Source organism: Caenispirillum salinarum AK4, from assembly GCF_000315795.1.
Classification (GTDB): domain Bacteria; phylum Pseudomonadota; class Alphaproteobacteria; order Rhodospirillales; family Rhodospirillaceae; genus Caenispirillum; species Caenispirillum salinarum.
In genome coordinates this window covers 257,646-284,250 of the sequence record NZ_ANHY01000003.1, presented here as the reverse complement: position 1 = coordinate 284,250, position 26,605 = coordinate 257,646, and the positions used below count along the sequence as shown (strand labels likewise).

The window sequence follows — 26,605 nt, the reverse complement described above, 5'->3', positions numbered from 1 at the left end:
GAAAAAGGGCCCGAAAGCCGCGCAATCCGGGGCTTTCGGGCTGATTAGACCCTACGATCAAAGGCGTAGGAATGCCGCAATTTTACGCAAAAGTTTTTGGCGCCGTATCTCAGCCGGCAGCGTCGCCGGCCGCCAGTACCGCGAGAAACGCGTCCACAACGTTGGGATCGAACTGCTTGCCCGACTGCTCCCGCAGGTAGTCCAGCGCCTGTTCCCGCGGCCACGGCTTCTTGTAGGGGCGCTCGCTGGTCAGGGCATCGAAGACGTCGACCACCGCGACGATTCGCGCCGCCAGGGGAATGGCCTCGCCGGCAAGTCTGGCGGGATAGCCGCCACCGTCCCAGCGCTCGTGGTGGCCGGCGGCGATTTCCGCGCCCATGGACAGGTAGCTCGACCCTTCCACCAGCTTGGCCGCGCGCTCCAGGATCATCCCGCCGTTGGCGGCGTGGGTCTGCATCACGGACCATTCGTCGGGATCCAGCTTGGCCGGCTTCTGGAGGATGGCGTCGGGCACGGACACCTTGCCGACGTCGTGCAGGATGGAGGCCATGCCCACCTGCTCCAGGAACAGGTCGTCGATCTGGTCGGTGTAGTGGCCCGCATCGCGCAGGGCGCGGGCGACGGCCTCGGTCATGCGCTCGACCCGCAGGACGTGCTCGCCGGTGTCGGTGTCCTTGTGCTCGGCCAGATCGGCGAGCGCCACCACGGTCGCCTGATGGGCGCGCTTGAGCTGTTCGTACAGGTGGATGTTGTCGAAACCCACCGACACCTTGCCTATGAACACCTCCACCAGTTGCTGGTCCAGGGGCGTCAGCGTGCGGCCGGTGCGCAGGTAGGCCACCGCCTCCCGCGCGTTCGGGGTGCGGATGTAGAGCACCATGTGGTCGTGGCCGTATCGGTGTTCCCGCGCCGTCATGGCCGCGTTGACCGCCTCCACCACCGAGGCATCGGCGAAGTCCTCCAGCGTCGCCTCGTCCACTCCCTCGAAGGTGCCGGCGCCGGCCAGGATGAAGATGCGTTGCGCGTCGTCGCCGCGAGCGCCGGGACGCCCGCGCTGGGCGCAGACGATGCCGCTGACCGGGGTTCCCAGCACCGCCGAAAGCTGCGTCAGCACACCGCTCGCAAACAGGCTCATGCTGCGCAGGCGGAACAGGCTGGCCGAGGCGTCGATGATCTTCCGCAGGCCCAGCCGGCTGACCTCAAGCGCCAGGATGTCCTCGTAGGACCGCAGCGCCGCCACCAGCGTGGTGAACAGCTTCTGCGACGTCAGTTCGGTCTTGGCCTTGTAGTCGTTGATGTCGTAGGCAAGAATCACGTCGCGCTCGGGCGCCTGGCCGGGCTGGCCGGTCCGCAGGATGATGCGCACCGCCTGGTTGCCCATGGTTTCGCGAATGTCGCGCACCAGCCTGAGCCCGGCGTCGTCGGTCTCCATCACCACGTCCAGCAGCACCACCGCGATGTCCTGGCGCGCCGCGACGATCTCGCGCGCCTCGGCGGCGGAATGGGCCGACAGCATGGTGATGCTGCGCCCCTTGAAGCGGATGTCGGACAAGACCATCGAGGTCACGGCATGGACCTCCGGCTCGTCGTCGACCACCAGCACCACCCAGTTCTCCGCCGCCGGCAGGACGGGTGTCGGCGCCCCGCCCGCGCCGGGCTCGCCGCCGGCCTTCGCGGGCGCCGCCGGTTCCGGGACCGTGTCGTCCACCAGGAAATCGTCGTCGTCCTCGAACAGAAGATCGTCGGTCATGGGCTCGTCTCCTGGCCGGATGGCGGTCTTGTCGCTGGAGGAGGTCGTCATGCCGCGTCCGCCTCCGGAACGCGCGGGAAGCGGACGGTGAAGGTGGTGCCCCGGCCCGGCACGCTGTCGACGTCGACAGTGCCCTTGAGCGTCTGGCGCACGATGTTGAACACGATGTTCAGCCCAAGCCCCGAGCCGCCGCTGCCCCGGCGGGTGGTGAAGAAGGGCTCGAAGATGCGCGACAGGTGGTCGGGCGGAATGCCCCGGCCGTCGTCGCTGTAGCGCAGTTCCACCCGCGTACCGTCGTCGACCAGCCCGCCCTCGACCCGGATGGTGCCGGCGGCGTCGGCGTCGTCGCCCCAGGCGTGGATGATGGAGTTCATGACCAGGTTGGTGACAACCTGCGACAACGGCCCGGGCCAGCTGTCCACCTCGATGTCGGCAGGTACGGCGGCGATCACCGTGTGATTGGTGCGCTTGAGCTTGGGCCCCAGCGACAGCAGCACCTCGTCGACGTATGTCTTGAGGTCGAAGCGACGGCGCTCGTCGCTGGTCTGGTCGACGGCGACCTGCTTGAAGCTCTGGATCAGGTTGGCCGCGCGCTGGGTCGACGTCAGCATCAGGTCGGTGGACTGCATGGCGCTGCCCAGGTAGCTCTCGAAATCCGAGCGCTTGACCTTGCCGGTCTCGAAGATGGCCTTCAGCGCCTCGGTCTTTTCCTGCAGGAATGTGGCCGTGGTCACGGCGATGCCGACGGGCGTGTTGATCTCGTGCGCGACACCCGCCACCAGGCCGCCCAGGGATGCCATCTTCTCGGCCTCGATCAGGCTCGCCTGGGTGGCCTGGAGATCGGCCAGCGCGCGCTCGGCGTCCTCCTTCGCGCGATGAAGCTCGGCGGCCATGCGCTTGCGCTCGGTGATGTCGGCGGCCGTCACCAGCATCGCGTCGTGGCCCTGGTAGGTGAAGGCGTGGGCCGACAACAGCACCCACATGCGCCGGTCGGTTCCGATGGGCCGCCACTCCACCTCGAAGCCGTCGACAACCTTGTATTTCCGCACCTTGTCCACCAGCCGGCGGCGGTCCTCGGGGTCGACGTAGAGGGACAGAGCGTTGCCGCCGCCCTCGCAGCCGACGCACAGGTTGTAGGTGTCCTGGCTGTGGCTGTTGACGTAATAGATGGTGCTGTCGATCGTCGAGGACACGATGATCGGCAGCGGAATCGCCTCCAGGATCTCGGTGATCGCCTGCTCCTGGCGGCGGCGTTCCGAGACGTCGGTGAAGGTGCGGATGAAGCCGCCGTCGGGCAGCGTGGTGGTGCGGGCCTCAAGGATCGTGCCGTCGGGGCGGCGCACCTCGTGGGTGCGGCCGTCGACGCGCGCCGAGTCGCCCAGGAACCGTTCCTTCACCTCGCTCCACGGGGCGTCGGTGTCGCCGCGGTCGTGCAGGTGGCGCAAAATGTCCTCCACCCGCGCGCCGCCGTGACAGACCGAATCCGGCAGGTCGAACATGCGCTGGTAGCGGTGGTTGAAGGCCATCAGCCGACCGTGCGCGTCGGCCATGAAGATGCCCTGCTCCATATGCTCCAGCGTCGCCGACAGGACGGCGCGCTCCTGCTCCACGCGGGCCTCGGCTTCCTTCACCTCGGTGCAGTCGCCGACCGAACCGGTCAGGCGGACGGCCCGCCCCTCCCCGTCGCGCAGCGCGATGCCGTGCTGGCGCACCCAGCGCCAGCCGTCGTCGCCGGTGCAGAAGCGGTACTCGCAGACGAAGCGCTCGGTTTCGCCGCGCAGGTGGCGGACGTGGGCGTCGCGGTAGGCGGGGTAATCGTCGTCGTGGATGCGACGGGCCCAGCCGTCGGGCGTCATCTCCTCGTTCACGAGGCCGAATATCTCCGACGCCCGCTCGGAAAAGAAGATGCAGTTGTTGGGAATGTCCCAGTCGTAGATGCCGTCGTTGGTCGACCGCAGGGCAAGCTTATAGCGCTCAAGGCTGCGCCCGGCTTCCTCGCTGGCGGCCGCCTTGTTCTCCCCCTCCGACGCTGCCGCACGGGCCGGCACGCGCGCAGGCGTGTCGGGTGCCCGGATGGCCTCCGGCATGATCCTGTCCTCCCTGCGTCCCTGTCGGCGCCTTCAGGCGCTCTTTACGCTGCCCTTAGCATAGACAAGGGGGGAATGAGTGCCAACCGGATAAATCATAAATTGCAGGAAATATGAGAAAAAAGGCGCAGGTGGCGCTGCGACCTTGGGGGTAGACGGGGCGAGACGGCCCGCTCACCCGTCCGCGTCGTCCTCGTCGTCGGGCAGGCCGCCCGCCTCCACAAGTGCCAGCAGGCGGCGGGTGCCCGTGGCGTCCTGCGGGTCCAGGTCCACCACCTTGGCGAGGGCCGCCGTTCCCTCCGCCGCATTACCGGCGCGCACGCAGACGTAGCCGTAGGCCTTGAGGGCAAAGAGGAAAAATCGCGGCTCCGCCGCCAGCGACTCGAAACGCGCCGGGTCCGGCGCCACAGCCCGCCAGTCCGCGGGAAGGTTCAGGGCGCGCGCCGAATCGCGCACACAGGCCAGCGCGACGGGCGCCGCGGCCGCCAACTCGTGCCGGTAGAAATGCGCCTTGTAGCGGCCGATCAGCACCGCCCGGTGCCCGGGCGCCAGGACCTCGGCCTCCGCCAGGGCGGCATCGACGGCCGCCGGATCGCCCCAGTTGGCCGCCGCCACATGCAGGGCCCGCTCCGCCTCCGCCGGCAGGTCGCCGCCGTAGTAGCGGCGGTTCAGCCAATCCTCGTCCGCGTCGGGCATGGTCCTTCTCCCCGTCTTTCGTACCGGCTTCGGCGCGGGATGTCCGGCGGGAGGATACACGCGCCATACCCGGACGGCGCCCGGTGGCGCACTGACGCATCATGATCGCATAAAATGCTCGCCAGCGCGATCGAAGGGCGTAGCGTGAAAGGCGAAGGGGAGGGGGCTCGCGCCACGGACGCCGTATCTGCCCAAACCCCCAAACGTCCGCGGCGCGAGAGGATGCGGGGCCGAATTCCCCGAGGCGGTTCCGCACCGCCCCTCCTCTTTCCTGTTCCGGGAAAGAGGCATCGATCCACTCACACGGGTCGCCGCGCGTTGAGCGCCGCCAGAAGGGTTCCGTCGTCCAGGTAATCCAATTCACCGCCCACCGGCACGCCCTGGGCGAGGCCGGAGACGGTCACGCCCTCGGCTTCCAGCGCATCGGCAATGTAGTGGGCCGTCGTCTGGCCATCGACCGTGGCCGGCAGGGCGAGAATGACCTCGGTCACCGCGTCGTCCCGCACCCGCGCCACCAGCTTGTCGATGGCGAGATCCTCGGGCGCCACGCCCTCCAGCGCCGACAGCAGCCCGCCCAGAACCTGATAGCGGCCGCGGAAGGCCGACGTGCGCTCCAGCGCCCACAGGTCGGAGACGTCCTGCACCACGCAGATGAGGCTCTTGTCGCGGCGCTCATCGCGGCACACCGCGCAAGGGTCCTGGGTGTCGTAGTTGCCGCAGACGGCGCAGGTGCGCACCGATTCGGCCACCGCCGTCAGGGCCTCGGCCAGCGGCAGGAGCAGGCCCTCGCGCTTCTTGATGAGCGCCAGGGCCGCACGGCGCGCCGACCGGGGGCCAAGCCCCGGCAGGCGCCCGAGCAGCTGCATCAGGCGGTCGATCTCGGGTCCGACCATGGGTCAGGTGCCCGTGTCAGGCGGCAGCAGGATCATGCGAAGGCCGGTGCCGCCTCAGAACGGCAGCTTCATGCCCGGCGGCAGCTGCATGCCGCCGGTGACCTTCTGCATCTCTTCCTGCATGGCCTCTTCGGCCTTGCCCTTGGCGTCGTTGTGGGCGGCGACGATCAGGTCCTCCAGGACCTCCACGTCCTCGGGATCGATCAGCGACTTGTCGATCTTCACGCCGCGCATCTCGCCCTTGCCGTTCAGGGTGACCGTGACCATGCCGCCGCCGGACGTCCCCGCCACTTCCAGCTCGCCCAGCTTTTCCTGCATCTCCGTCATCTTGGACTGCATCTGCTGGGCCTGCTTCATCAACTGGCCGAGGTTCTTCATGCGTCGTCGTCTCCAGGGTTGTCGGTTGAGGCGTCCTCGGCGTCCGGCGCGGGCGCCGGCGCCTCCTCGACCGCCCGCTTGGCGGGGCGGATGAGGTCGATCTTGGTGCCCGGCAGGCCGCGCAGCGCCGCCTCGATCAGCGGATGCGCCGCGACGGTCGCGCGGGTCTGGTCCTTGAGCGTGGGCTCGCCCTGCTCGGTGGTGTTGACGGTGACCATCCAGCGGGCGTCGGTGTAGTCGCGCAACTTCTTGCCGACCCGCTGGGCGAAATCCACCGGCACGCCCGCCTGGGTGCGGAACTCCAGCCGCGGCGGCGCCGCGTCGGGCTCGTAGCGCACCAGATGCACGCTGGCTTCCAGATACCCGGCGATGACGCTTTCCCGGTTGTCCTTGAACAGCTTGACCACGCCGGGGAAGTCGCGCGGCACCGGGGCGAACGCCGGGCCGCGGGGCGCCTCCGCCTGCTCGGGCGGCGCGGCGGGAGCGGGCGCCGGGTCAAAGTCGGGCTCGTAGACCGGCTCGTACTGCGCGCCGGCATAGGGGTCGTAATCCAGCTCCGGCTGCCGGGCGGCCGCGAGGCTTGCGGTCGGCGCACCAGACGGCGCCTGCGGGGCATGAACGGTCTGCGGACGCCCCGGCGGCGCGCCGGCCGGCTGTCCGCCGCCACCGCCACCGCCCGAGGGCGCCGGACCTTGCGGCGGGCGCGGCGGCTGACCCTGGCCCTGCGGCTGAGGCGCCGCGCCCTGCTGGCGCAGCTTCTCCACCGCCTCGGCGGGGCTCGGCAGGTTGGCGGCGTAGGTCAGGCGGATGAGCGCCATCTCCACGGCCTGGAGCGGGCTCGGCGCGCTGCGGGCCTCGGTCAGCCCCTTCAGGATCATCTGCCATGTGCGGGTGAGCACGGCCATGTGCAGGCGACCCGCCATGTCGCGGCCGCGCACCCGTTCCGATTCGCTGACCATGGGGTCGTCGGCCCCGTCGGGCGCGACCTTCAGGCGGGTGAGCCAGTGGGTCAGCTCCAGCATGTCCTGGAGGATGACCGTCGGCTCGGCGCCGGCGGTATACTGCTCGCCGATGATGGACAGGGCCTGCGAGACGTCGCCACCCATGGCCGCCTCGAACAGGTCGAAGACCACCGCCCGGTCGGCGAGGCCCAGCATGTCACGCACCTGCTGCTCCGTCACCGTGCCGCCGCCGTGGGCGATGGCCTGGTCGAGCAGCGACAGGCCGTCGCGCACTGATCCGTCGGCGGCGCGGGCGACCATGGACAGGGCGGCGGGCTCGATGTCCGCGCCCTCGCGCTCGGCGATGGCGGCGAAGTGGTTGGCGAGCGTGGATGCCTCCACCCGGCGCAGGTCGAACCGCTGGCAGCGCGACAGCACCGTCACGGGCACCTTGCGGATTTCCGTGGTGGCGAAGATGAACTTCACATGCTCCGGCGGTTCCTCCAGCGTCTTCAGAAGCGCGTTGAAGGCCGCCGTCGAGAGCATGTGCACCTCGTCGACGATGTAGATCTTATAGCGCGCGCTTGTCGGCCGATACCGCACGCCTTCCAGGATTTCGCGGATGTCGTTGACGCCCGTGCGCGAGGCGGCGTCCATCTCCAGCACGTCGACGTGACGGTCCTCGGAAATGGCGCGGCAGTGCTCGCACACGCCGCACGGCGCGACCGTGGGGCCGCCGGTGCCGTCCTCGCCGATGCAGTTGAGGGCGCGCGCGATGATGCGCGCCGTCGTCGTCTTGCCCACGCCGCGCACGCCGGTCAGCACATAGGCCTGCGCCAGCCGCCCCGATTCGATGGCGTTGGACAGGGTGCGGACCAGGGCATCCTGGCCGATGAGCGTGGTGAAGTCGGTGGGGCGGTACTTCCGCGCGAGCACGCGATAGGCCGCCGGGGCGGCGGTCTTGCTGTCAGGCAGAGGAGTGTCTGTCATCGCCGCCGGCCGGAAACCGCAACCTTGAAGAAGGTGGAAGACTGGACGGCGACCCGGACCGAAAACTCGTTACGGCTGCTCCCTTCCGGGCCTGACCGGGTTGGCGAGGAGTCCGTCCGCCGCCAGCCTTCCGACGCGGTTATATCAGGAGATCGGGGGTGATGCGCAAGGGGATAACCGGCTTTTCTTGCAGAGCGGTTACGGGCTTGGCACACTTGAGCCTGAGGCCCCCGCCCGCGCGACCGAAAAGGAGACCGCCATGTCCCCGTTCGACGCTGCGGCCGACGGGCCGTTGTCCCACGCCATCGCCCTGCACCGGGGCGGCCGCCTCGACGAGGCTGAGAAGGCCTATCGCCGCCTCGCCCGCCGCCGGCCCAAGGACCCCCGCCTGCAATACCTGCTGGGCCTCGCCGTGCACCAGCGCGGTCGGCCGGAAGCCGCGGTCAAGCACCTGCGCCAGGCCGTCCGGCGGGCGCCGGAGGTCGCCGACCATCACCGCAGCCTCGGCCTTGCGCTGAAGGATGCCGGCCGCCTGGACGACGCCGCTGACGCCTATCGCCAGGCCGTCCGCCTGGCGCCGTCCGACCCCGTGCCGCGGGCGAACCTGGGCGCCTGCCTGCGCGCCAGGGGTGAGCCCGCCGCCGCCGCCGAAGCCTATGGAGAGGCGGTCGCCCGCGCCCCGGACCATGCCGGGCTGCGCAACAACCTGGGCCTGGCCTTGCGCGAATCGGGACAACTGGCCGCCGCCGAGGCGGAGTTGCGCGCGGCCCTGCGGCTCAAGCCCGGCCACGCCGCCGCCCGCGCCAACCTCGCCGACGCCCTGTGGCGGCAGGGCCGGCCGGCGGCGGCCGTGGACGAGGCCCGCGCCGCCGTCGCCGCGGATCCGGCCCTGCCCCAGGCGCACTACACGCTCGGCAACGCGCTCAAGGACGCCGACCGCCCGGCCGAGGCGCGAGAGGCCTTCACGTCGGCGGTCGAGCGCGCCCCGCACTATGCCGAGGCGCACGCCGGCCGGGCCGCCGCCGCGCTCGCCCTCGACCGCCCCTCCGAGGCCGCGGAGGCCTGCGCGGTCGCGCTGGCCCACGCGCCGGCGCTGGACGAGGCCCACACGCTGATGGGCCAGGCGCTGTACGCCCTGCGCGCCAGGAACCCGGCCGCGGCCGCGCGCAAGGCCCGGGACTGGCTGTCGAACACGCCCGATGCGCCCATCGCGCGCCACATGGCGCCCCCTCTCATGGGCCGGGCGGAGACGGACGGCGCGGTGCGGGCCGAGAGCGGCTTCGTGAAGGCCACCTTCGACGCCTTCGCGGCAACCTTCGACGACAAGCTGGCGGCGCTGGACTATCGCGGCCCGGCGGTCATCGCCGAGCTGGCGGCCGGCGAGCCGGACGGCCGCCGGGTCCTCGACCTGGGCTGCGGCACGGGGCTCTGCGCTTCGGCCCTGCGTCCCCGCGCGGCCCGGCTGGAGGGCGTGGACCTGTCGCCCGAGATGCTCGCCCGCGCCCGGCCGCTCTACGACGCCGGCCACGAGGCCGAGGCGGTCGCCTTCCTGGAAGCGGCCCCGCCCGGCGCCTGGGACCTGATCGCCGCCGCCGACGTGCTCATCTACATCGGCGACCTTGCCCCCCTGGCCCGTGCCGCGGCGCGGGCCCTGGCGGCGGGCGGCTGCCTCGCCTTTACGGCGGAAAGCCTGGAGGACACCCCGGACGCACCGGACTGGCGCCTGAACCCGCACGGCCGCTACGCCCACCGTGCCGGCTATCTCTCCCGCACCTTCCGAGAGGCCGGCCTGGCGGTGGAGGCGCTGGAGCCAACGCGCCTGCGGACCGAGGCCGGCCGCCCGGTCGCCGCCCTGGCCGGCCGAGCGCGAAAAGCGGCCGGGGCCTGATCCACCGCTTTAACCGACTGCGAAGGTGTGAAATAACCGTCCGCCGGCGGATGCCCCTCCGTTGCCGGACACCACCACGGCGCGTCCCGGCGCACGTCCGTCGCGAGCGTTGATCCGGTGGGGGGAGTTGAGGGATACTCGCCCCCTCATACCGGGGGATTAAGACCGGCGGCAGCGCGCCGCCGTTCCAGGAATCGGAGCATCATGGCCGACCACTCCGCAGCAGCGGCGGCAACACGGCAGGAACCCGCGGGCGACGCCGACGGCGCCGCCTACGAGGCGTTTCGCGCCCGCGTCGCGGACGCCAACATCAACAGCCAGACTTTGCTGGCGACCGATTACCTGAACCATTTCAACGAGATCATCATGCTCCTGGAAATGGTTCCGGACATGCCCGACATGATCGAGGAATGCCGCGCCTGGGAGCCCAAGGGCTATCAGGACCATTTCCGCGATTCCTCGTTCTCGGACAAGCAGCTCGCGATCGAGGCCTACGACTACGTGCCGGAGCGCTTCCGCCAGCCCTTCGAGCAGACCATCGGCCAGATGAACGAACTGGTGGCCCTGTCGCTGGACCGCATGGCCGACGGCCTGGAGGACCCCGACCTTCTGCGCGCCCGCGCCGTCGCCGCCAGCCGGGCGCTGCAGCGCCTGATCGACGTCGCCAGCGCCATCATCCACGGCAACGACGTCGCCCTGCACCAGAACGAGATCGACGAACTGATGGGGTTCTGACCCGGCGGCGGGTCGACACCGGCCTTTGCCCGCGGATGTTTGAGGCCACAGGTCAATTGGGGCATGATCCCTCAGCCCCCAAGTCCAGAGGACGTTCATGGCCGCCGATCCCACCCCCTACCATCAGCTTGAAACCCGTTTCGCCCGCCTGGGCGCGCTGGGCGATGCCGCCGGCTTCCTGCACTGGGACGCCGCGACCATGATGCCCGACGGCGGGGCGGACAGCCGCGCCGACCAGCTCGCGACCCTGTCGGCCATCGAGCACGAGATGACCGTCGATCCGCGGGTGGCGGAATGGATCGCCGCCGCCGAGGCCCGCGTCGACGACCTGGACGCCTGGCAGAAGGCCAACCTGCGCGAGATCGCCCGCCTGCACGCCCACGCCAGCGCGGTGCCCGCCCATCTGGTGGAGGCCCTGTCGCGGGCCTGCTCGTCCTGCGAGATGACCTGGCGCACCGCCCGCCCGGCCAGCGACTTCGCCGCCGTGGCGCCCAAGCTGAAGATCGTCCTGGACCTGACGCGCGAGATGGCCCAGGCCAAGGCCGAAGCGCTGGGCGTCACGCCCTATGACGCACTGCTGGACCAGTACGAGCCGGGCGGCCGCGCCGATTCCATCGACATGCTGTTCGCCGACCTGGAATCGGTGCTGCCCAACCTGCTGGGCGAAGTGCTGGAGGCGCAGGGCCGGCGACCGCCACCGGTGCGCCCCAAGGGTCCCTTTCCCATCGAGACGCAGAAGGCCGTCGCCGCACGCTTCATGAAGACGCTGGGCTTCGACTTCACCCACGGACGGCTGGACGTCTCCGCCCACCCCTTCTGCGGCGGCTCGTCCGACGACCTGCGCCTGACCACCCGGTACGAGGAAGACGATTTCGCCCAGGCCTTCATGGGCGTCCTGCACGAGACCGGCCACGCGCTCTATGAACAGGGCCTGCCGGCGGAATGGCGCAAGCAGCCCGTCGGCAAGGCGCGCGGCATGAGCGTCCACGAAAGCCAGTCGCTTCTGACGGAAATGCTGGCCTGCCGCTCGCGCCCCTTCGCCATCTACGCCGCCCCGGTCCTGCGCGAGGCCTTCGGCGGCGCCGGCCAGGCGTGGGAGGCGGAGAACCTGTACCGCCTGAACACGCTGGTGGAGCCGGGCTTCATTCGGGTCGACGCCGACGAGGTCACCTATCCCGCCCACGTCATCCTCCGCTACCGCCTGGAGCGCGACCTGATCGCCGGCCGGCTGGAGATCGACGACCTGCCCGAGGCCTGGAACGAAGGCATGCAGCGCCTGCTCGGCCTCACCGTGCCCGACGACCGCCGCGGCGTGTTGCAGGACATCCACTGGTACGACGGCGCCTTCGGCTACTTCCCCACCTACACCCTGGGCGCCATGACGGCGGCGCAGCTGTTCCTGTCGGCCTGCGAGACCGAGCCGCGCATCCCCGAATGCCTGGCCGTCGGCGATTTCCGACCGCTGCTGGGCTGGCTGCGGCAGAACGTCCACCGCCACGGCTCCAGCCTGTCGACGCGCGAGCTTCTGGTGAAGGCGACCGGCGAACCGCTGAGCGCCAAGGCCTTCCTCACCCATCTGCGCGGGCGCTATCTGGAGGATTGATCCCGGCTGGAGGATTGATCCCGGAGCAGCCGCGGCGCGTTCATCCTTCATGAGCCTGCGCCGCTGCCTCGCCGCCCTCGCCCTTCTCTTGCTGCTCGCCGCCCTGCCGGCGGCGGCGCAATACGACGTGGCCGACACCACGTCCGCCGGCGCCACCTTCGGCGACATCTTCGTGATGAACGAGGACGACCCCGGCATCTGCACCGCCCTGGCCGCCGGACTGGCCGAGCACGCCATCCAAAGCTTCATCCCCGACCGCGAGCCGGCCCTGGCCTCCCGCGTCTTCGCCGAGGCCCCCATACGGTTCGACGACCTGGGATGCGGGGAGTCGTTCTACCGCGACCTGCTTGACTGCATCGTTCTCCACTACGCCCGCCTCCGCCGCGACCTGCTGGACGACGGCATGGCAGTGGAAGAAGCCCGCCGCCTCCACCGCGAACGGGCGCTCGCCTGCGCGGCGGAGGAGTTCGAATAGGGTGGCGCGAGGCTCCCGCTACCGTCCCTCGGCAGTCCTGTCACCGCCGCCCTTGGGGCGGGTGAGCTGCCAGATGCGGTCGACGGTGGCGTAGTCCTGATAGCCCAGCCGGGCGATGGGCTGGATCTTTTCCACGTCGACGCGGCCGTCTTCCGTCAGGGCATCATCGCGGATATGCACGCCGACCACCCGGCCGATCACCATGGTGTTGCGGCTGTCCGGGTTGTCCGACGGCAGGTCGATGATCTGGTGCACCCGGCATTCCAGGTGGATGGGGCTCTCGGCCACGCGCGGCGGAGCGACCAGTTGGCTCGGCTCCGCCGTCAGGCCGGCGGCGTCCAGTTCGCTCTCGCCCGTGGGCAGCGGGCCGGAGGTGGCGCTGACGGCGTCGCGCAGGGCATAGGTCGCCATGTTCACCACGAACTCGCCGGTCTCACGGCAGTTGGCGAGGGTGTCCTTGCTGGGCCCGCCGCCGCCGTGGCGCCCGTTGATGGAGATCATCACCAGCGGCGGTTCGCTCGCCAGGGCGTTGAAGAAGCTGAACGGCGCCAGGTTCACCCGCCCTTGCGTGTCGACGCTGGTGATCCAGCCGATGGGGCGGGGGATGACGCAGCTCTTGAACGGGTTGTAGGGCAGCCCGTGCGGCTGGCCGACTTCATGGAACATCGCGCATCTCCGAAAGCGCCGCCTCCAGCGCCAGGGCCACGCGCAGCGTGCGCGTGTCGGCTCCCGTCGGCCCGACCACCTGAAGGCCGACGGCGGCCTCGCGGGGGCGGTGAATGGGGATCGTCGCCGCGCAGCCGTCCAGCACGTTGACCAACCGCGTGTTGCGCAGCATGAGGCGGTTCCAGTGGTTGTAGCTTTCCTCGTCGGCATCCACCTGGGCGATGGTGGGCGCCAGCGTCGGCAGGGTGGGCCACAGCAGCGCATCATAGTCCGCCGCAAGGACGTTCCACCGCCGCTGGAAGTCCTTGCGCCAAAGCTGCAGGTCGATGACGTCGGCCGCGCTCAGGCCGTCGGCCGCCTTCATGCGGGCCAGGACCCGCTGGTCGAAGCGCGCCGCGTCCGTGGCCGCGCGGTGGCGGTGGATGGACCAGGCCTCCACCGTCACCTCCAGCGCCTGACGGGCGACATAGGTGGTGTCCAGCAGGTCGGCGACGCCCAGGCCGTCCACGTGCACGCCGGCGGCGGACAGGGTGTGCAGCGCCGTCTCGAACCGCTCCGCCACCGATTCGTCCATGTCGTCGAGCACCAGCCCCTGGGGCACCGCCACGCGCAGGTCCTTGATTGGCATGGGCTCGGGCACCACCGGCTCGGCGCCCGCCAGCACCGCATCCAGCAGCGCGCAGCACGCCACCGTCGGCGCCAGCGGCCCCACCGAGTCCATGGCGTAGGACAGCGGAAAGGCGCCGTCGCGCGGCACGCGGGCCTGCGTCGGCTTGAAGCCGGCCAGCCCGCACAGCCCGGCCGGGATGCGCACCGAACCGCCGGTGTCGGTGCCCAAAGCCGCCGCCGCCATGCCGTCGGTCACCGAGACCGCCGCGCCGGCCGAGGAGCCGCCGGGAATGCGGCCCGTCGCCCGGTCCCAGGGGTTGCGCGGCGTGCCGTGGTGCGGGTTCAACCCGACGCCCGAAAAGGCGAACTCGGTCATGTTGGTGCGCCCGACCACCACCGCCCCGGCCGCCCGCAGGCGGCGCACCGCCGGCGCATCGGCGGTCGCCGGCGGGTCGTCGGCACGCACCACCGAGCCGGCGGCCGTCACCTGGCCCTTCACGTCGAACAGGTCCTTCACCGAGACCGGCAGGCCCAGCAGCGGTCCGCCGTCGATGCCCGCCGCCCGCAGCGCGTCGGCGGCGTCGGCGGCGGCCAGTGCTGCCCGATCGTCAATCAGGGTGAAGACGCGCGCGCCTTCCCCGTCCGGCGCCTTCGCCCGTGCCAGGCAGGCCTCGGTCAGCGCGCGGGAGGTGGTGCGCCCGTCGGCCAGGTCGGCCAGCAGCGCCGCGATGGGCGTCATCGGGTCCATGGCGCGCCTCCTCACTCGCCCAGCGCCACGCCTTCGCGGCGCGGGTCGGCACCGCCCAGGATCGGGCCGTCCTCTGGCATGGCGATGATGTGCAGGCCGCTGGTCATGTCGGTGACCCGGATGGTATGACCCCGCTCCCGCAGGCCGCCGGCCAGCACTTCCGCCGGCGTGCCGGCCTCAAGCTCGGTCGGGCCGCCGCGGCTTTGCACGTGGGGCAGGCTGGCCGCCTCCTGCGGGTCCATGTCCCAGTCGACGGCGGCCATCACCGACTGCGCGGTGTAGCCGATGATGCGCGGCCCGCCCGGCGAGCCCGTCACCAGCACCGGCCGCGCCGTCTGTCCCAGCACGATGGTCGGCGCCATGGAGCTGCGCGGCCGCTTGCCCGGCTCCACCCGGTTGGCGACAGGGCGGCCCTCCTCGTCCCTGGGCGAGAAGGAGAAGTCGGTGAGCTGGTTGTTCAGCAGGAAGCCCTTCACGAAAACCCGCGAGCCGAAGGCGTTCTCGATGGAGGTGGTCATGGACAGGGCGTCGCCGTACTTGTCCACCACGCTGACCTGACTGGTGGACGGCAGTTCCAGCGCATCGCCGTCGCCCAGCGCCGCCGCCTGCTGCGACAGGCCGTTGGGCGTGCCCGGCCTGGGGTTGGGGATCAGGCTGTCGGGGCGGATCATCTGGGCCCGCTTGCGCAGGTAACCCTTGTCCAGCAGGCCCGAGACGGGCACGTCCACGAAGTCGCTGTCGGCGACGTAGCGGTTGCGGTCGGCGAAGGCCAGCCGCTCCGCCTGCGTCAGGAAGTGTGCGGTGCGGACGCTCAAGGGGTCCTTCACCAGCACCGGCGAGACGGTGTCCAGCATGCCGAGGATCTGACCGACTGCGATGCCGCCCGACGACGGCGGACCCATGCCGCACACCAGCTGGGCGCGGTAGCTGATGCACACCGGCGGACGCTCCTTGGCCTCGTAGCCGGCCAGGTCGGACAGCGCCAGATCGCCGGGATTGCGCTCCGCCCCGTTCACCGCCGCCACGATGGCGCGGGCGAGCGGCCCTTCATAGAACGCATCCGCCCCGCCCTCGGCGATGGCGCGCAGCGTGGCCGCCAGTTCGGGATTGCGCAGCACCGTGCCCACCGGCGGGGCCTCGCCGTCCTCGCCGTAGAAGTAGGCGCTGGCGGCGGGCATCTTCGGCAGGTGCTCCTCGGCGGCAAGCATCTGGTGCAGGCGCGGACTGACGGCGAACCCGCCCTCGGCCAGCGCGATTGCGGGCTCGAACAGGTCTGCCCAGGCAAGCCGGCCCTCGCGCGCGTGCACCGCCTCCATCATGCGCAGGACGCCCGGGACGCCGACGGACACGCCGCCCACCACCGCGTCGTAGAAACCGCGGGGATTGCCGGCGTCGTCGAGGAACCGTTCGGGCGTGGCGGCGGCGGGGGCTGTTTCGCGGCCGTCCCAGCTGGTCAGGCGGCGGGTCTCGTCGTCGAAATACAGCAGGAAGGCGCCGCCGCCGATGCCGCTGGACTGCGGCTCCACCAGCGTCAGCACGGCCTGGGCGGCGATGGCCGCGTCGATGGCCGCGCCGCCGCGCTTGAGCATGTCGAAGCCGGCCTTGGCGGCATGCGGATTCGCCGCCGCGATCATGAACTCCGTCGCCCGGACCGGGTCCTTGGCGGTCCAGCCGGTCGCGATCTCGGGCTGGGCCACGGGCTCCGGCGGCGGCGCCTGGACCGCCGCGGGGGGCGGCGTTTCCGGGGTCGCGCAGGCGGCCAGCGTCAGCGCGAAAAGCGCGGCCAAGGGCTTGAAGTGTCTCGGCATTCGGCATCTCCCAGGGGTCACTGCGGCAACATCCGACGCGAGCATAACGCCCCCTCCCCCTGCACCGCACGTTTTTTGGGTTGCATGTTGGAATTCTTCCGACTATTTCTTGACTAAGGCACTCCGGTATAGGCGGAGCGCCCCGGCTCCCGCCGGCCTCCCCTTCAGCCGGTGCGGACAGCCAGAAAAGTCTTGAGACCCGAAACCCCGGTTTCGGGCGTTAAAGCGCCAAGGGGTCCCCTTCCCCCTTAAGGGGCGGCAGTGACCGGAGCATCATCCCCCTCCGTCGACCATCCGGTCACCGCCGCCCCGAGCGCCTCTTTCCCCTCCATCATGCTTGAGCCGACTGTCCGGGATGCCTCGGGGGTTCGCGTCGTCGCGCGCGCGGTGCTATGGTGCGTGCCGAAAAGGCACCATCCGCGCAACGCCCGAGGATTTCGACGCCGTGAGCGACAACCGCGAAATGTATGACGAGATCAACGCCCTGGTCGGCAGCATCGCCAAGGCTTTGGAGATGGAGGACAAGCAGGTCGCGCAGGACCTGGAGTCGGGCGCCATCCAGATCGCCATGGACGAGGACGAGAACGGCCACCGCTTCATCGCCGTGACCCGCGGCGACCGCACCGCCCGCGTCTACCAGGGCGCCATCCAGTACGACCGCCCGCCGGGAGGGTCCGAGGGCTGAAACGCGAACCCGCCGCTGCCGTCCGCCGCCGCCGCGCGCGCCGACGCCCCCGCCACCGGTACGGGGGCTGACCGGCCGTGAAGACGCGGAAGTTCAAGGACGGCGAGATCATCTACGCCGAAGGCGACCGCTCCGACAGCGCCTACATCGTGCAGTCGGGGCGCGTCGACCTGTACCACGACAGCCGGGCCGGGCCCGTGCTGATGGGGACGGCCACCCGCGACGAACTGTTCGGCGAGCTGGGGCTGCTGGACAATTCGCCGCGCACGGCCACTGCCTATGCCTCCGGCGACGTGGCGGTGAAGGTGATTCCCCGCCGCGAGTTCCTGCGCCGCATCGAGGACGATCCGGCGACGGCCATGAAGGTCATGTCCAAGCTGGCCCAGCGCCTGCGCGAGACCGACGACCGTGCCGCCATCTCCTACTGGGGCGGTGACGAGGGCGGCAGCGCCGGGTCCGGGCGCCGGCGCCGGAGCGGCGAGACGACCAACCTGCCCGTGCCCGTCGACGCCTACGGCCTGCCCGAACTGTCGGTCCTGGCCGAGCCGCGCCGCCCCACCCTGCTCGCCCGCCTGTTCGGCCGCTGGCGCTCCTCCAGCGGCGAGAAGCGCGATGGTGCGGTGCGCCCCTTCGAGGTGCTGGTTGCCCCCTTCGCCAACGACCCCGAGGACACCCAGCGCCCCCACCTGATCGCCTGGCTGGAGCAACTGGAGGGCTTCTCCGTCCGCGCCCACGGCACCCCTCTTCCGGCCGAGGCGGACCTTCTGCTCATGCCCGGGGAACAGGCGCGGCGCGCCAACGCCAGCGCCCAGCGCTGGCTGGCCGAGGAGCGCGCCGACCTGGTCCTGTGGGGCGCGGTGGACGGCGAAGGCCGCATGGACCGCATCCACATGACCGCCGCCTCGCTCAGCGAGGAGGAACGTGCCGGGCGGCCGCATCCGCTGCTGTGGCTGCCGGTGCCCTGCTACTTCGACGAAAGCTGGGCGGCGCTGGTGCAGTCGGTGGTCATGGCCGCCATCGAACCGCGCGGCGAGGCCCAGGCGCAGACGCTCGCCGCCCGCCTGCCGGGCTGGCTTGAGGCCGCGCGGGTGTTCATCGATACGCCGGTGGACGGCCTCTACCAGATCGAGACGGCGCAGATCTTCGCCTGCTACGGCATCGCCTGCGCCGCCGCGGGCACCCTGTCGCCCGGCACCGGCCTGCAGGAATACGGCGCCGACGTGCTGCGCGCCGCCATCGAATGGACGCCGCAGGAAGACGCCGAGGTCTGGTACTGCCTGCAACGCCAGCTGGCGCTGGTCTACCAGGCCGTCGGCGAGCGCACCGGCAACGCCGAATACCTGCACGCCGCGGCAGAGGGTTTCCGCAACGCCATCTACGGCACGGAACGCTCGGTGGCGCCGGTGGAATGGGCGGGCCTGCACAACCGCCTGGGCACGGTGCTGTTCCGCCTGGACATGACGGAAGGCAACGTCGACGCGCTGCGCGAGGCCGTCGGAGCCTTCCAGCACGCGCTGACGGTGTTCACGCGGGGCAACTTTCCGTGGCACTGGGCCGACGTCATGCACAACGTCAGCCAGGTGCTGCAGGTCTACGGCGACCAGCACAAGAACCAGGAGGTGCTGGAACGGGCCGTCGGCACCAGCCGCAACGCGCTGACCGTGCGCGACCCGTCGACGACGCCCATCCTGTGGGCGGCCAGCCGCAACAGCCTGGGCACGGCCCTGTTCCTGCTGGCGAAGCACACCCGCGACCCCAAGCCGCTGGACCAGGCCGTGGCGTGTTTCACCGACGCCGTCGAGGTCTACCGCGGCCACGGCGCCGGGATGCTGGCGCGCGTGGCGGAAAAGAACCTGGGCCGCGCCGAGGGCCTGCTGCGCCGCCTGGGCGGCGAGGTGGCGGCGCGCGAGGCGACGGACGGCAGCGGCTAACGGCGGCTTCGCGCCTGCGGCGCGATGAAAGGATGCGAGGGCGACGCGCCCTCGCGCTCCCGGTCAGTGGTCACGTCGTGGTGGTGGCGGTGGCCGTGGCGGCAGGCGACAAAGCGCAACTCTTGCACCCTTCCGGCTACTCTGGCGGCTCGGGCACGTGCACCGTGACGCTGACTTGGCCGGGGCCGCTGGCCTGCGTGGGCATGGGGATCTGTTCGCCGCGGGCGGCCATGTCGTTGATCATGCCCTGAAGCCGCACCTGCGCTTCCGACAGCGCCTCGCCCTCCGTCGGGCCGACGGCCTCAAGCTCGGGAAACTGGGGCAGGCGCACCGTCACGGGCGTGCCCGGCGCGGCGGGCTCGCGGCTGACGGAAGCGGGATAGGCGACATCGCGCGTCATGCGGAAGGTCCTCTGGCGGTTGTCCGGGAGCAGGTGAAACACCCGCCCCTTATCCACGCCCGAGGCGGGGGCTTCGTTCGGACGCCGACGCCCCTCCCTACTCCGCCGCGTCCATGCGCGTCAGGTACTGGCTCAGGTCGACCTCGTCGATCTGCTCGGGCAGCAGGCAGACCTCGGCGTATTCCTTGTAGGCGCCCGAGCGCAGGAACAGCTCGAACAGGTCGCCGTCGATGTGGTTGTCCTTGCGCATGAAATTGAGAATCTTCACGCATTCCGACAGCGTCTTGGGCGTCTTGTAGGGTCGGTCGGCGGCCGTCAGCGCCTCGAAGATGTCGGCGATGCACATGATCCGCTCGGTCACGTCCATGTCCTCGCCCGCCAGGCCGGCGGGATAGCCCGTGCCGTCCATCTTTTCGTGATGATTGCCCGCGATCTGCGGCACCCGCTTCAGGTGCTTGGGGAAGGGCAGGCGCGCCAGCATCTGCTGGGTGACGACGATGTGGTCGTTGATGACCTTGCGTTCCTCGTCGGTCAGCGTGCCGCGGCCGACACACAGGTTGTAGATTTCGCCCTTGTCGTAGATGCCGACCTTGTGGTCCGGCCGGTCTTCCAGCAGGCGTTCGGTCGCCGGCGGGGGCGGCGGCGGGGTGTCCTCCAGGCGTTTGCCTTCCTCCCACGACAGGCCCAGCGTACGGTCGAAATGCCGGGTCCAGGTCCGCGCGCCGATCTCCTTGACGCGGGCCTTGCGCTCGTCGGTGGTGAACTCGCCGCCGATGTTGGTTTCGGCGATGAAGGCCCAGTCGTCCTCCAGCGCCGCCACGGTCTTCTCGAAGTCCGCCCGCAGCGCCGCCTCGTCTCCGCCTTCCGCGATTCCCTTCCACAGGGCGATCTCGGCGTCGCGGCGCAGGACCTCGAAGCGGGTGCGGACCTCGTGGATGCGGTCGTAGATGGTTTCCAGCTTGGTCGCCTTGTCGACCACGTATTCCGGCGTGGTGACCTTGCCGCAGTCGTGCAACCAGGCGCCCAGGTGCAGTTCCTGGCGCTGATCGTCGTCCAGGTCGAACTCGGCAAAGGGACCTTCGGTTTCCCTGCACGCGGCCTCGGCCAGAAGCTCGGCGATCATGGGGACGCGCCGGCAGTGGCCGCCGGTGTAGGGCGACTTGGAGTCGATGGCGTCGGCGATCACCTTGATGAAGCTGTCCAGCAGGTCCCGCTGCGCGGCCATGAGCTGCTGGTTGTCGATGGCCACTGCCGCTTGGCTGGCCAGGGCTTCCACCAGCGGCTGCACCTCGTCGGTGAAGGGGATGACGGTGCCGTCGTCATCGCGCGCGTTGATGAGCTGCAGCACGCCGATGACCGCGCCGCCGAAATTCTTCAGCGGGATGGTCAGGAACGACTTGGAGCGGTAGCCCGTGCCCGCGTCGAACGTCTTGGTGCCGGAAAAGTCGAATCCTTCGGCCTCGTAGGCATCGACGATGTTGATGGATGTCCCGGTCAGGGCGGCGTGGGTGGCGACGTTGTTGTGGTTGGGCGCGCCGTCGGGCAGCGTCATGGGCAGCGGCGGGAAGGGAATGGCCTTGCCGGTGGTGCCGCCCATGGCGGTGTTCAACGTGTCGTTGCGCAGGATCGTGAACCGCAGCGTGTCATCTTCCGTACGCAGGTACAGCGTCCCGCCGTCCGCGTTGGTCAGGTCCTTCGCTTCCAGCAGGATGCGCTCCATCAGCCGGTCGTGATCCCGCTCGGCCGAGAGTGCGATACCCAGTTCGATCAGCCGTTCCAGGCGCTTGCCCCGGCGCGCGTCCTCGGCCGAGGTGCCGCTCATGGCGCCCAGGTTCAGGCCCTGGTTGTGCTGCATACCCATGGTTAAATGCCCTCCGGAAAGGCGCCGGACCGTCTGGCGTCGTCCGGCTGTCTCCCGTCCCGATCCTGCCACGCATGACGCGCGACCATTCCCAGGCCTCACTCTACCAATAGACATAAGAGGTAGATAGGCCTCTTGCAGCGCGCTTGCGGAAAGACTTGCGCTTGACGCCGGAAGCCTCTTCCGGTCCTGTTGTCCAACCCGTTGAATGCACAAGAAAGAGCCCATGCCGTACTCGTCCCTGCGCGACTTCATGGACCGGCTGGAGCGCGACGGCCGCCTGGTCCGCGTTCGCACGCCCGTTTCCACATACCTGGAAATGACCGAGATCCAGACCCGCCTCCTGGCCGAGGGCGGCCCTGCCGTGCTGTTCGAGGACGTGCGCAACCCCGACGGCAGCCCGGCCGAAATGCCGGTGCTGGTCAACCTGTTCGGCACCGTGGACCGCGTCGCCAGCGGCATGGAGCGCAAGCCCGAGGAACTGCGCGAGGTGGGCGAGACACTGGCCTTCCTCAAGCAGCCCGAGCCCCCCGGCGGATGGCGCGAGGCGCTGGAGTTGATGCCGCTGTTGAAGACGGTCATGGCCATGAAGCCCCGCACCGTCGGCTCCGCCCCCTGCCAGGAAGTGGTGCTGACGGGCGATGACGTGGACCTGTCGCGCATCCCGGTCCAGGGCTGCTGGCCCGGCGAGCCCGCCCCGCTCATCACCTGGCCGCTGGTGGTGACCCAGGGGCCCTCCGGCAAAAAGGAGGACGTGTTCAACCTGGGCATCTACCGCATGCAGGTGACGGGCCGGAACACGACGCTCATGCGCTGGCTCAAGCATCGCGGCGGGGCGCAGCACTACGCCCGCTGGGGCAAGGAAAAGAAGGAGCCCCTGCCCGCCGCCGCCGTCATCGGCGCCGATCCGGGCACGATTCTCGCAGCCGTCACGCCGGTGCCGGACACGCTCTCGGAATACCAGTTCGCCGGCCTCTTGCGCTGCAAGAAGGTGGACCTGGTGGACTGCAAGACGGTGCCGCTCAAGGTTCCCGCCACGGCCGAGATCGTGCTGGAAGGCCACGTCATGCTCGATGAGTTTGGCGACGAGGGGCCTTACGGCGATCACACCGGCTATTACAATTCGGTCGAGCCCTTCCCGGTGTTCCGGGTGTCGGCCATCACCATGCGGCGCAAGCCCATCTATTTGTCCACCTTCACCGGCCGCCCGCCCGACGAACCCAGCGTGCTGGGCGAGGCGTTGAACGAGGTGTTCATTCCCCTGCTGGTCCAGCAGTTCCCGGAAATCGTCGACTTCTGGCTGCCGCCCGAGGGCTGTTCCTACCGTATCGCCGTCGTCAGCATGAAGAAAGCCTACCCCGGCCACGCCAAGCGCGTGATGATGGGCGTGTGGTCCTTCCTTCGGCAGTTCATGTACACCAAGTTCGTCATCGTGGTGGACGACGACATCGACTGTCGCGACTGGAAGGACGTCATGTGGGCCATCTCCACCCGCATGGACCCGGCGCGCGACATCACGGTTGTCGAGGGCACGCCCATCGACTACCTGGACTTCGCCTCGCCGGAAAGCGGGCTCGGCGGCAAGCTTGGCATGGACGCCACCAACAAGTGGCCGCCCGAGACGCACCGGGAGTGGGGCGAGAAGATCCGCATGACCGACGAGGTGATCGACACGGTCACCCGCAAGTGGGACAGTTACGGCCTGCCCGGTTCGGGCAAGCCCATCTGGAAATAGCAGCCGAGCCGAAGGAGCATCCATGACCCAGAGCCTTGTCGATTCCGCCGCGCTGACCGTCCTGGACGACGTGGTGAGCCGCGCCCGCAAGGCCGGCGCCGACGCCGCCGACGCCGTCATGGTCGACGGCCGGTCGGTCTCCGTCGGCTGGCGGCTGGGCGAGCTGGAAAGCCTGGAGCGCAGCGAGGGCGCCGACCTGGGCCTGCGGGTGTTCATCGGCAAGCGCCAGGCCATCGTCTCCTCGGCCGACCAGTCGCCGCGCGCCCTGGACGAACTGGTGGAGCGCGCCGTCGCCATGGCGAAGACGGTGCCCGAGGACGACTTCGCGGGCCTCGCCGATCCCGACCAGCTGGCCACCGACCTGCCCAAGCTGGACGGCTTCGACCCGACGGAACTGACCGCAGATCAGATGATCGAGATGGTCAAGGAAGCCGAGGACACAGCCCGCCAGAACCCCGCCGTCACCAACAGCGAGGGCGCGCAGGCGGGATGGAGTTCATCGTCGGTGGCCGTGGTCGGCACCAACGGCATGAACTTTTCCTGGCGCGTCTCCAACACGTCGCTCTCGTGCGTGGTGCTGGCCGGGGGCGGCGAGCAGGGGATGGAGCGCGACTACGAATACGACACCACCAACTACGTCGACGCCCTGAAGAGCCCCGCCGAGATCGGCCGCAAGGCGGCCGAGCGCGCCGCCCGGCGCCTGGGCGCGCGGCGGGTGAAGTCCGCCCGCGTGCCGGTCATCTACGACCCGCGCGTCGCCCGCGGCCTGATCGGCCACCTGCTGGGGGCCATCAACGGCTCGTCCATCGCACGCGGCACGTCGTTCCTGAAGGACAAGATGAACCAGCCGGTCATGGCGCCGGGCATCACCATCGTGGAGGACCCGCACCGCCCGCGCGGCCTGCGGTCCAAGCCCTGCGACGCGGAAGGCCTGCCCAACCAGCGCCGCAACATCGTCGACGGCGGCACGCTGACGACCTGGTTGCTGGACCTGCGCTCAGCCCGCCAGCTCGGCCTGGCGCCGACGGGCCACGCGAGCCGGGGCACGGGGTCTCCGCCGTCTCCGTCGGCCACCAACGTGTGGATCGAGGCGGGCGAGATGTCGGCCGAGGACATGCTGGCCGGCGTGAAAGAGGGTGTGTACGTCACCGACCTGTTCGGGCACGGCATCAACGGCGTGACCGGCGACTACAGCCGGGGCCTGGCGGGCTTCTGGATCGAGGACGGCAAGCTGGCCTTCCCCATCAACGAAATGACGGTGGCCGGCAACCTGAAGGACATGTTCATGAACATGACGGCCGCGAGTGACCTGGAAATGCGCTTCGGCATGGACGCGCCGACGGTGCGGATCGACGGCATGACGGTGGCGGGGGCGTAGGGGCGGCCTCAGATTCCGCTGATGAGAAAGTCCAGCGCCGCGATGATTTCGCCGCGCTGGCTTTCGAGCGATGCAACAACATCGCCAAGGTCGGCAGCGCGAATATTCACAATCTCCAGCGTCGAAAGAATGTAGTCACCGGACTCGATGCGGAAGACTGGATTTAGGCGGCGCGCCGGGACAAGAGCGCCCAGAGGCACCAACGGGATGACCACGCGCGTCGCATTCTCGGCGAGATGGTCGACTTGGATGTTCAACAGATACGGATGGGTTTTGCGGGAGCGTGGACTGCGGTTCCGATGGACGTCGAACTGCGGCATGCCTCAAAACGTCCGGAACTCGTCGCCAAAGCAGCCATTGCGCTCAATATGGGCGTTGTAGCTGTCAATGCTTTCGCGATTTTCTGCCCGCCATTGCGCCGCCCGCTTCTCCCGCAACGCGGCAACCAACGTTTCCTCGACCGCCTCGGACAGGTCGACTCCCAGCTTCTCGGCCTCGAGGAGAATATCCTCGGAGATCATCACGCGGGCTTCGCGCTTGGGTGACATTTGGCGGTCCTCCATCCAGACCTCCTAATTGTAGTGGCAATCCCCCCACAACGCAAAGCCCGGCCGCCGTTGCCGGGGCCGGGCTTTCGGTCTTGGCGCCGACGTCCGCCTCAGCGCGGCGGGCCGGGGCGGTCGGGGTCGGCGTAGCGGCGGGCGTTGGGGTCGATGGGCAGAAGGTGGGACAGGTGCTTTTCCAGCTCCGCCTCGTTGTCGCCGGTATAGTCCTTGGTTTCCTCGGCGACGATCTTCTGCTGCACCGGCTTGGGCATCTGGTCGCGGACTTCGTGCATGGTCTGCGGCGGGGCGCAGACGATCAGCTCGTCGAAGTCGTTGCGCTGAGCGTGACGGTTCAGGTCGTCCATGACCTCGCGCATGAGGTCGTGGCGCTCCTCGTCCATGGGGTTGGTCTTGGGCTCGTAGACGTGCCGGCCCGGAGCGGCCTGGCTGACGTCCGAGGCGCGGCCGGGCTTGTCGCGATAGGCCTCGCGGCCCTTGACGGCCTCACCCTCGAAATCGCGATGGTCGACCGCGCGCAGCGGCTTGCCCGGGCCGTCATGGCTGAACAGGCGCGCGTGCGTTCCGTCGGCGACCAGGATCCACGTCTTCTTGGCGTCCATTGGAGTACCTCGCGTGTTTGCTTGGTTTGCCCCTACAACGGACGGCGAAAGGCGTGGGTTTCCGTGCGACCGGAGGCCGCTACGCCTGCGGGAAGACCACCTCTATGGTCTCTTCCGCCACGCGCATTCGCGTGGGCAGGCGGGCGATGATGTCGCCGTCGCCCTGCACCGGCTCGTCGTTGCCGCCGTCGATGCTGAAGGATGAGCCGCGCAGCACCTCCACGTCGGAGAATCGCGCCAGCCGGCCGGTGGCCAGTCCGGTCGCATACCGTATGACGTTAAACATGCCCTTCCTCTTCAACAGGACCATGTCCAGGCTGGCGGCTGACAGGCCGCCGTCGCCCACCACCTTGTAGGGCCCGCCGTAATGCCGGCCGTTGAGCGCCACCGCCGTGGCCGCCTGGCGGGTCTCGCCGGTGTCCTCGGCCGTGACGTGCAGGGTGGGAAAACCATAGGCCCGCGCCTGGCGCAGCATTTCCAGAATGTAGGCGCCCTTGCCGATCACGCGCTTGAGCTTGAGGTTCACGTGCTCCACCACCTCGGCGTCGAAGCCCGCCCCGGCCATGAGCATGAACTTGCGCCCGTCGGCCTCCCCCAGATGGATGCGGCGGATCGGCCCCTGCGCCAGCGCCGCGGCCACCTTCGCCGGGCGGATCGACAGGCCGATCTCGTGCGCCAGCACGTTGGCGGTGCCCAGCGGAATGATGCCGAGCGCCACCTCGCCGGTGCCACGGCTGATGCCGTTGATGGCTTCGTTGATGGTGCCGTCACCGCCGGCGATCACCACCACGTCGCAGTCCTTGGCGCTCGCCTCCATGGCAAACACTTCGGCATCCCCCGGCTTGGCCGTTTCGCGCAGGGCGACGGCGCAGCCGTGCGCGTCAAGGTGCCTCAGCGTTTTCATCAGCCGCCGCCGGCGGTTGCCGCCAGCCGTCGGGTTGAAGACCACCATAAGCCGCCGTCCGCTACACGCGCCGACGGGGCCGGGGCGGGCCGCGGCGTCGTCACGCTCGGTCGGGCTGCCGGACGCCTGGGCGCCGCGCGGGGAATCGAACACCATGCCTCTCCACTGCAGGACACGCCCGAATCGGGGCCGTTCGCGGCACGATTAACCGCACCCTCCAGGGGCAACGCAAGTCTTAACTACAATATTTCAGAACAATTACAACATCGTGAACCAAGA

At 69.8% G+C, this 26,605-nt stretch carries 23 protein-coding genes and 1 other RNA gene; 8 read left to right on the top strand and 16 right to left on the bottom strand.

What is annotated here, in order from left to right:
• Window positions 1-109: 109 nt before the first annotated feature.
• The 7 genes from C882_RS02760 to ffs all read right to left on the bottom strand — a co-directional run bounded on the left by C882_RS02760 (window position 110) and on the right by ffs (window position 7,866).
• Complete coding sequence (locus C882_RS02760; RefSeq protein ID WP_043643434.1) at window positions 110-1,750, bottom strand: DUF3369 domain-containing protein; 1,641 nt, start codon at window positions 1,748-1,750, stop codon at window positions 110-112.
• 47 nt (window positions 1,751-1,797) lie between these two features.
• Window positions 1,798-3,837 (bottom strand): PAS-domain containing protein, encoded by a 2,040-nt coding sequence (locus C882_RS22855; RefSeq protein ID WP_009539014.1) that lies wholly within the window; start codon window positions 3,835-3,837, stop codon window positions 1,798-1,800.
• A 174-nt stretch (window positions 3,838-4,011) separates the two neighbouring features.
• Complete coding sequence (locus tag C882_RS02750) at window positions 4,012-4,533, bottom strand: hypothetical protein (protein WP_009539013.1); 522 nt, start codon at window positions 4,531-4,533, stop codon at window positions 4,012-4,014.
• 299 nt (window positions 4,534-4,832) lie between these two features.
• Entirely contained in the window at window positions 4,833-5,426 is a 594-nt protein-coding gene (gene recR / locus C882_RS02745) for a recombination mediator RecR (protein WP_009539012.1), read from the bottom strand.
• A gap of 54 nt (window positions 5,427-5,480) precedes the next feature.
• Window positions 5,481-5,804: a YbaB/EbfC family nucleoid-associated protein gene (locus tag C882_RS02740; RefSeq protein WP_009539011.1), complete on the bottom strand. Its 324-nt coding sequence runs from the start codon at window positions 5,802-5,804 to the stop codon at window positions 5,481-5,483.
• On the bottom strand, window positions 5,801-7,735 hold the full coding sequence (locus C882_RS02735) for a DNA polymerase III subunit gamma/tau (RefSeq protein WP_009539010.1): 1,935 nt from the start codon (window positions 7,733-7,735) through the stop codon (window positions 5,801-5,803). The genes C882_RS02740 and C882_RS02735 overlap by 4 nt, the downstream gene beginning before the upstream one ends.
• 33 nt (window positions 7,736-7,768) lie before the next feature.
• Window positions 7,769-7,866, bottom strand: an RNA gene (gene ffs, locus C882_RS23800) — signal recognition particle sRNA small type.
• Window positions 7,867-7,994: 128 nt separating this feature from the next.
• Here ffs and C882_RS22850 point away from each other — a divergent pair.
• The 4 genes from C882_RS22850 (at window position 7,995) to C882_RS02715 (ending at window position 12,436) form a co-directional block, all read left to right on the top strand.
• Window positions 7,995-9,623 carry a tetratricopeptide repeat protein gene (locus C882_RS22850; protein WP_009539008.1) on the top strand — a complete coding sequence of 543 codons (1,629 nt, stop codon included), beginning with the start codon at window positions 7,995-7,997 and terminating at the stop codon, window positions 9,621-9,623.
• 204 nt (window positions 9,624-9,827) lie between these two features.
• Window positions 9,828-10,358, top strand: a complete 531-nt coding sequence (locus C882_RS02725) for a hypothetical protein (RefSeq protein ID WP_009539007.1) — start codon at window positions 9,828-9,830, stop codon at window positions 10,356-10,358.
• A 97-nt stretch (window positions 10,359-10,455) separates the two neighbouring features.
• Window positions 10,456-11,961 (top strand): carboxypeptidase M32, encoded by a 1,506-nt coding sequence (locus C882_RS02720; protein ID WP_009539006.1) that lies wholly within the window; start codon window positions 10,456-10,458, stop codon window positions 11,959-11,961.
• A gap of 49 nt (window positions 11,962-12,010) precedes the next feature.
• Window positions 12,011-12,436: a hypothetical protein gene (locus C882_RS02715; protein WP_009539005.1), complete on the top strand. Its 426-nt coding sequence runs from the start codon at window positions 12,011-12,013 to the stop codon at window positions 12,434-12,436.
• Window positions 12,437-12,454: 18 nt separating this feature from the next.
• Here the strand turns inward: C882_RS02715 and C882_RS02710 are convergent, their stop codons facing one another.
• From C882_RS02710 to ggt, 3 genes are read right to left on the bottom strand one after another with little or no spacing between them, the layout of a single operon-like run.
• Window positions 12,455-13,102, bottom strand: coding sequence for a flavin reductase family protein (locus C882_RS02710; protein ID WP_009539004.1), 648 nt, complete (start codon window positions 13,100-13,102; stop codon window positions 12,455-12,457).
• On the bottom strand, window positions 13,092-14,459 hold the full coding sequence (locus C882_RS02705; RefSeq protein WP_009539003.1) for an amidase: 1,368 nt from the start codon (window positions 14,457-14,459) through the stop codon (window positions 13,092-13,094). Before C882_RS02705 ends, C882_RS02710 begins: the two co-directional genes overlap by 11 nt.
• A gap of 11 nt (window positions 14,460-14,470) precedes the next feature.
• Entirely contained in the window at window positions 14,471-16,267 is a 1,797-nt protein-coding gene (ggt, locus tag C882_RS02700) for a gamma-glutamyltransferase (protein WP_009539002.1), read from the bottom strand.
• 445 nt (window positions 16,268-16,712) lie between these two features.
• On the opposite strand from ggt, the gene C882_RS02695 reads away from it, so the two are divergent.
• Together C882_RS02695 and C882_RS02690 are read left to right on the top strand one after the other, a co-directional pair.
• Complete coding sequence (locus C882_RS02695) at window positions 16,713-16,952, top strand: hypothetical protein (protein ID WP_009539000.1); 240 nt, start codon at window positions 16,713-16,715, stop codon at window positions 16,950-16,952.
• Between the two features lie 77 nt (window positions 16,953-17,029).
• Window positions 17,030-18,883 (top strand): cyclic nucleotide-binding domain-containing protein, encoded by a 1,854-nt coding sequence (locus tag C882_RS02690; protein WP_009538999.1) that lies wholly within the window; start codon window positions 17,030-17,032, stop codon window positions 18,881-18,883.
• A gap of 136 nt (window positions 18,884-19,019) precedes the next feature.
• Here the strand turns inward: C882_RS02690 and C882_RS02685 are convergent, their stop codons facing one another.
• Together C882_RS02685 and C882_RS02680 are read right to left on the bottom strand one after the other, a co-directional pair.
• Window positions 19,020-19,283 (bottom strand): type II toxin-antitoxin system HicB family antitoxin, encoded by a 264-nt coding sequence (locus C882_RS02685; RefSeq protein WP_009538997.1) that lies wholly within the window; start codon window positions 19,281-19,283, stop codon window positions 19,020-19,022.
• A 97-nt stretch (window positions 19,284-19,380) separates the two neighbouring features.
• A complete protein-coding gene (locus C882_RS02680; protein WP_009538996.1) occupies window positions 19,381-21,144 on the bottom strand; it encodes an HD family phosphohydrolase in 1,764 nt (587 codons plus the stop codon).
• A gap of 226 nt (window positions 21,145-21,370) precedes the next feature.
• On the opposite strand from C882_RS02680, the gene C882_RS02675 reads away from it, so the two are divergent.
• Together C882_RS02675 and C882_RS02670 are read left to right on the top strand one after the other, a co-directional pair.
• Window positions 21,371-22,879: a UbiD family decarboxylase gene (locus tag C882_RS02675; protein WP_009538995.1), complete on the top strand. Its 1,509-nt coding sequence runs from the start codon at window positions 21,371-21,373 to the stop codon at window positions 22,877-22,879.
• Window positions 22,880-22,901: 22 nt separating this feature from the next.
• Window positions 22,902-24,257 carry a TldD/PmbA family protein gene (locus C882_RS02670; RefSeq protein ID WP_009538994.1) on the top strand — a complete coding sequence of 452 codons (1,356 nt, stop codon included), beginning with the start codon at window positions 22,902-22,904 and terminating at the stop codon, window positions 24,255-24,257.
• Between the two features lie 8 nt (window positions 24,258-24,265).
• On the opposite strand, the gene C882_RS02665 is transcribed toward C882_RS02670, so the two are convergent.
• From C882_RS02665 to C882_RS02650, 4 genes are all read right to left on the bottom strand, one after another.
• A complete protein-coding gene (locus C882_RS02665; RefSeq protein ID WP_009538993.1) occupies window positions 24,266-24,577 on the bottom strand; it encodes a CcdB family protein in 312 nt (103 codons plus the stop codon).
• Between the two features lie 3 nt (window positions 24,578-24,580).
• Window positions 24,581-24,820 carry a type II toxin-antitoxin system CcdA family antitoxin gene (locus tag C882_RS02660; RefSeq protein ID WP_009538992.1) on the bottom strand — a complete coding sequence of 80 codons (240 nt, stop codon included), beginning with the start codon at window positions 24,818-24,820 and terminating at the stop codon, window positions 24,581-24,583.
• 95 nt (window positions 24,821-24,915) lie between these two features.
• Window positions 24,916-25,422 (bottom strand): host attachment family protein, encoded by a 507-nt coding sequence (locus C882_RS02655; protein WP_009538991.1) that lies wholly within the window; start codon window positions 25,420-25,422, stop codon window positions 24,916-24,918.
• A 79-nt stretch (window positions 25,423-25,501) separates the two neighbouring features.
• A complete protein-coding gene (locus C882_RS02650; RefSeq protein WP_083875659.1) occupies window positions 25,502-26,482 on the bottom strand; it encodes a diacylglycerol/lipid kinase family protein in 981 nt (326 codons plus the stop codon).
• Window positions 26,483-26,605: the final 123 nt, after the last annotated feature.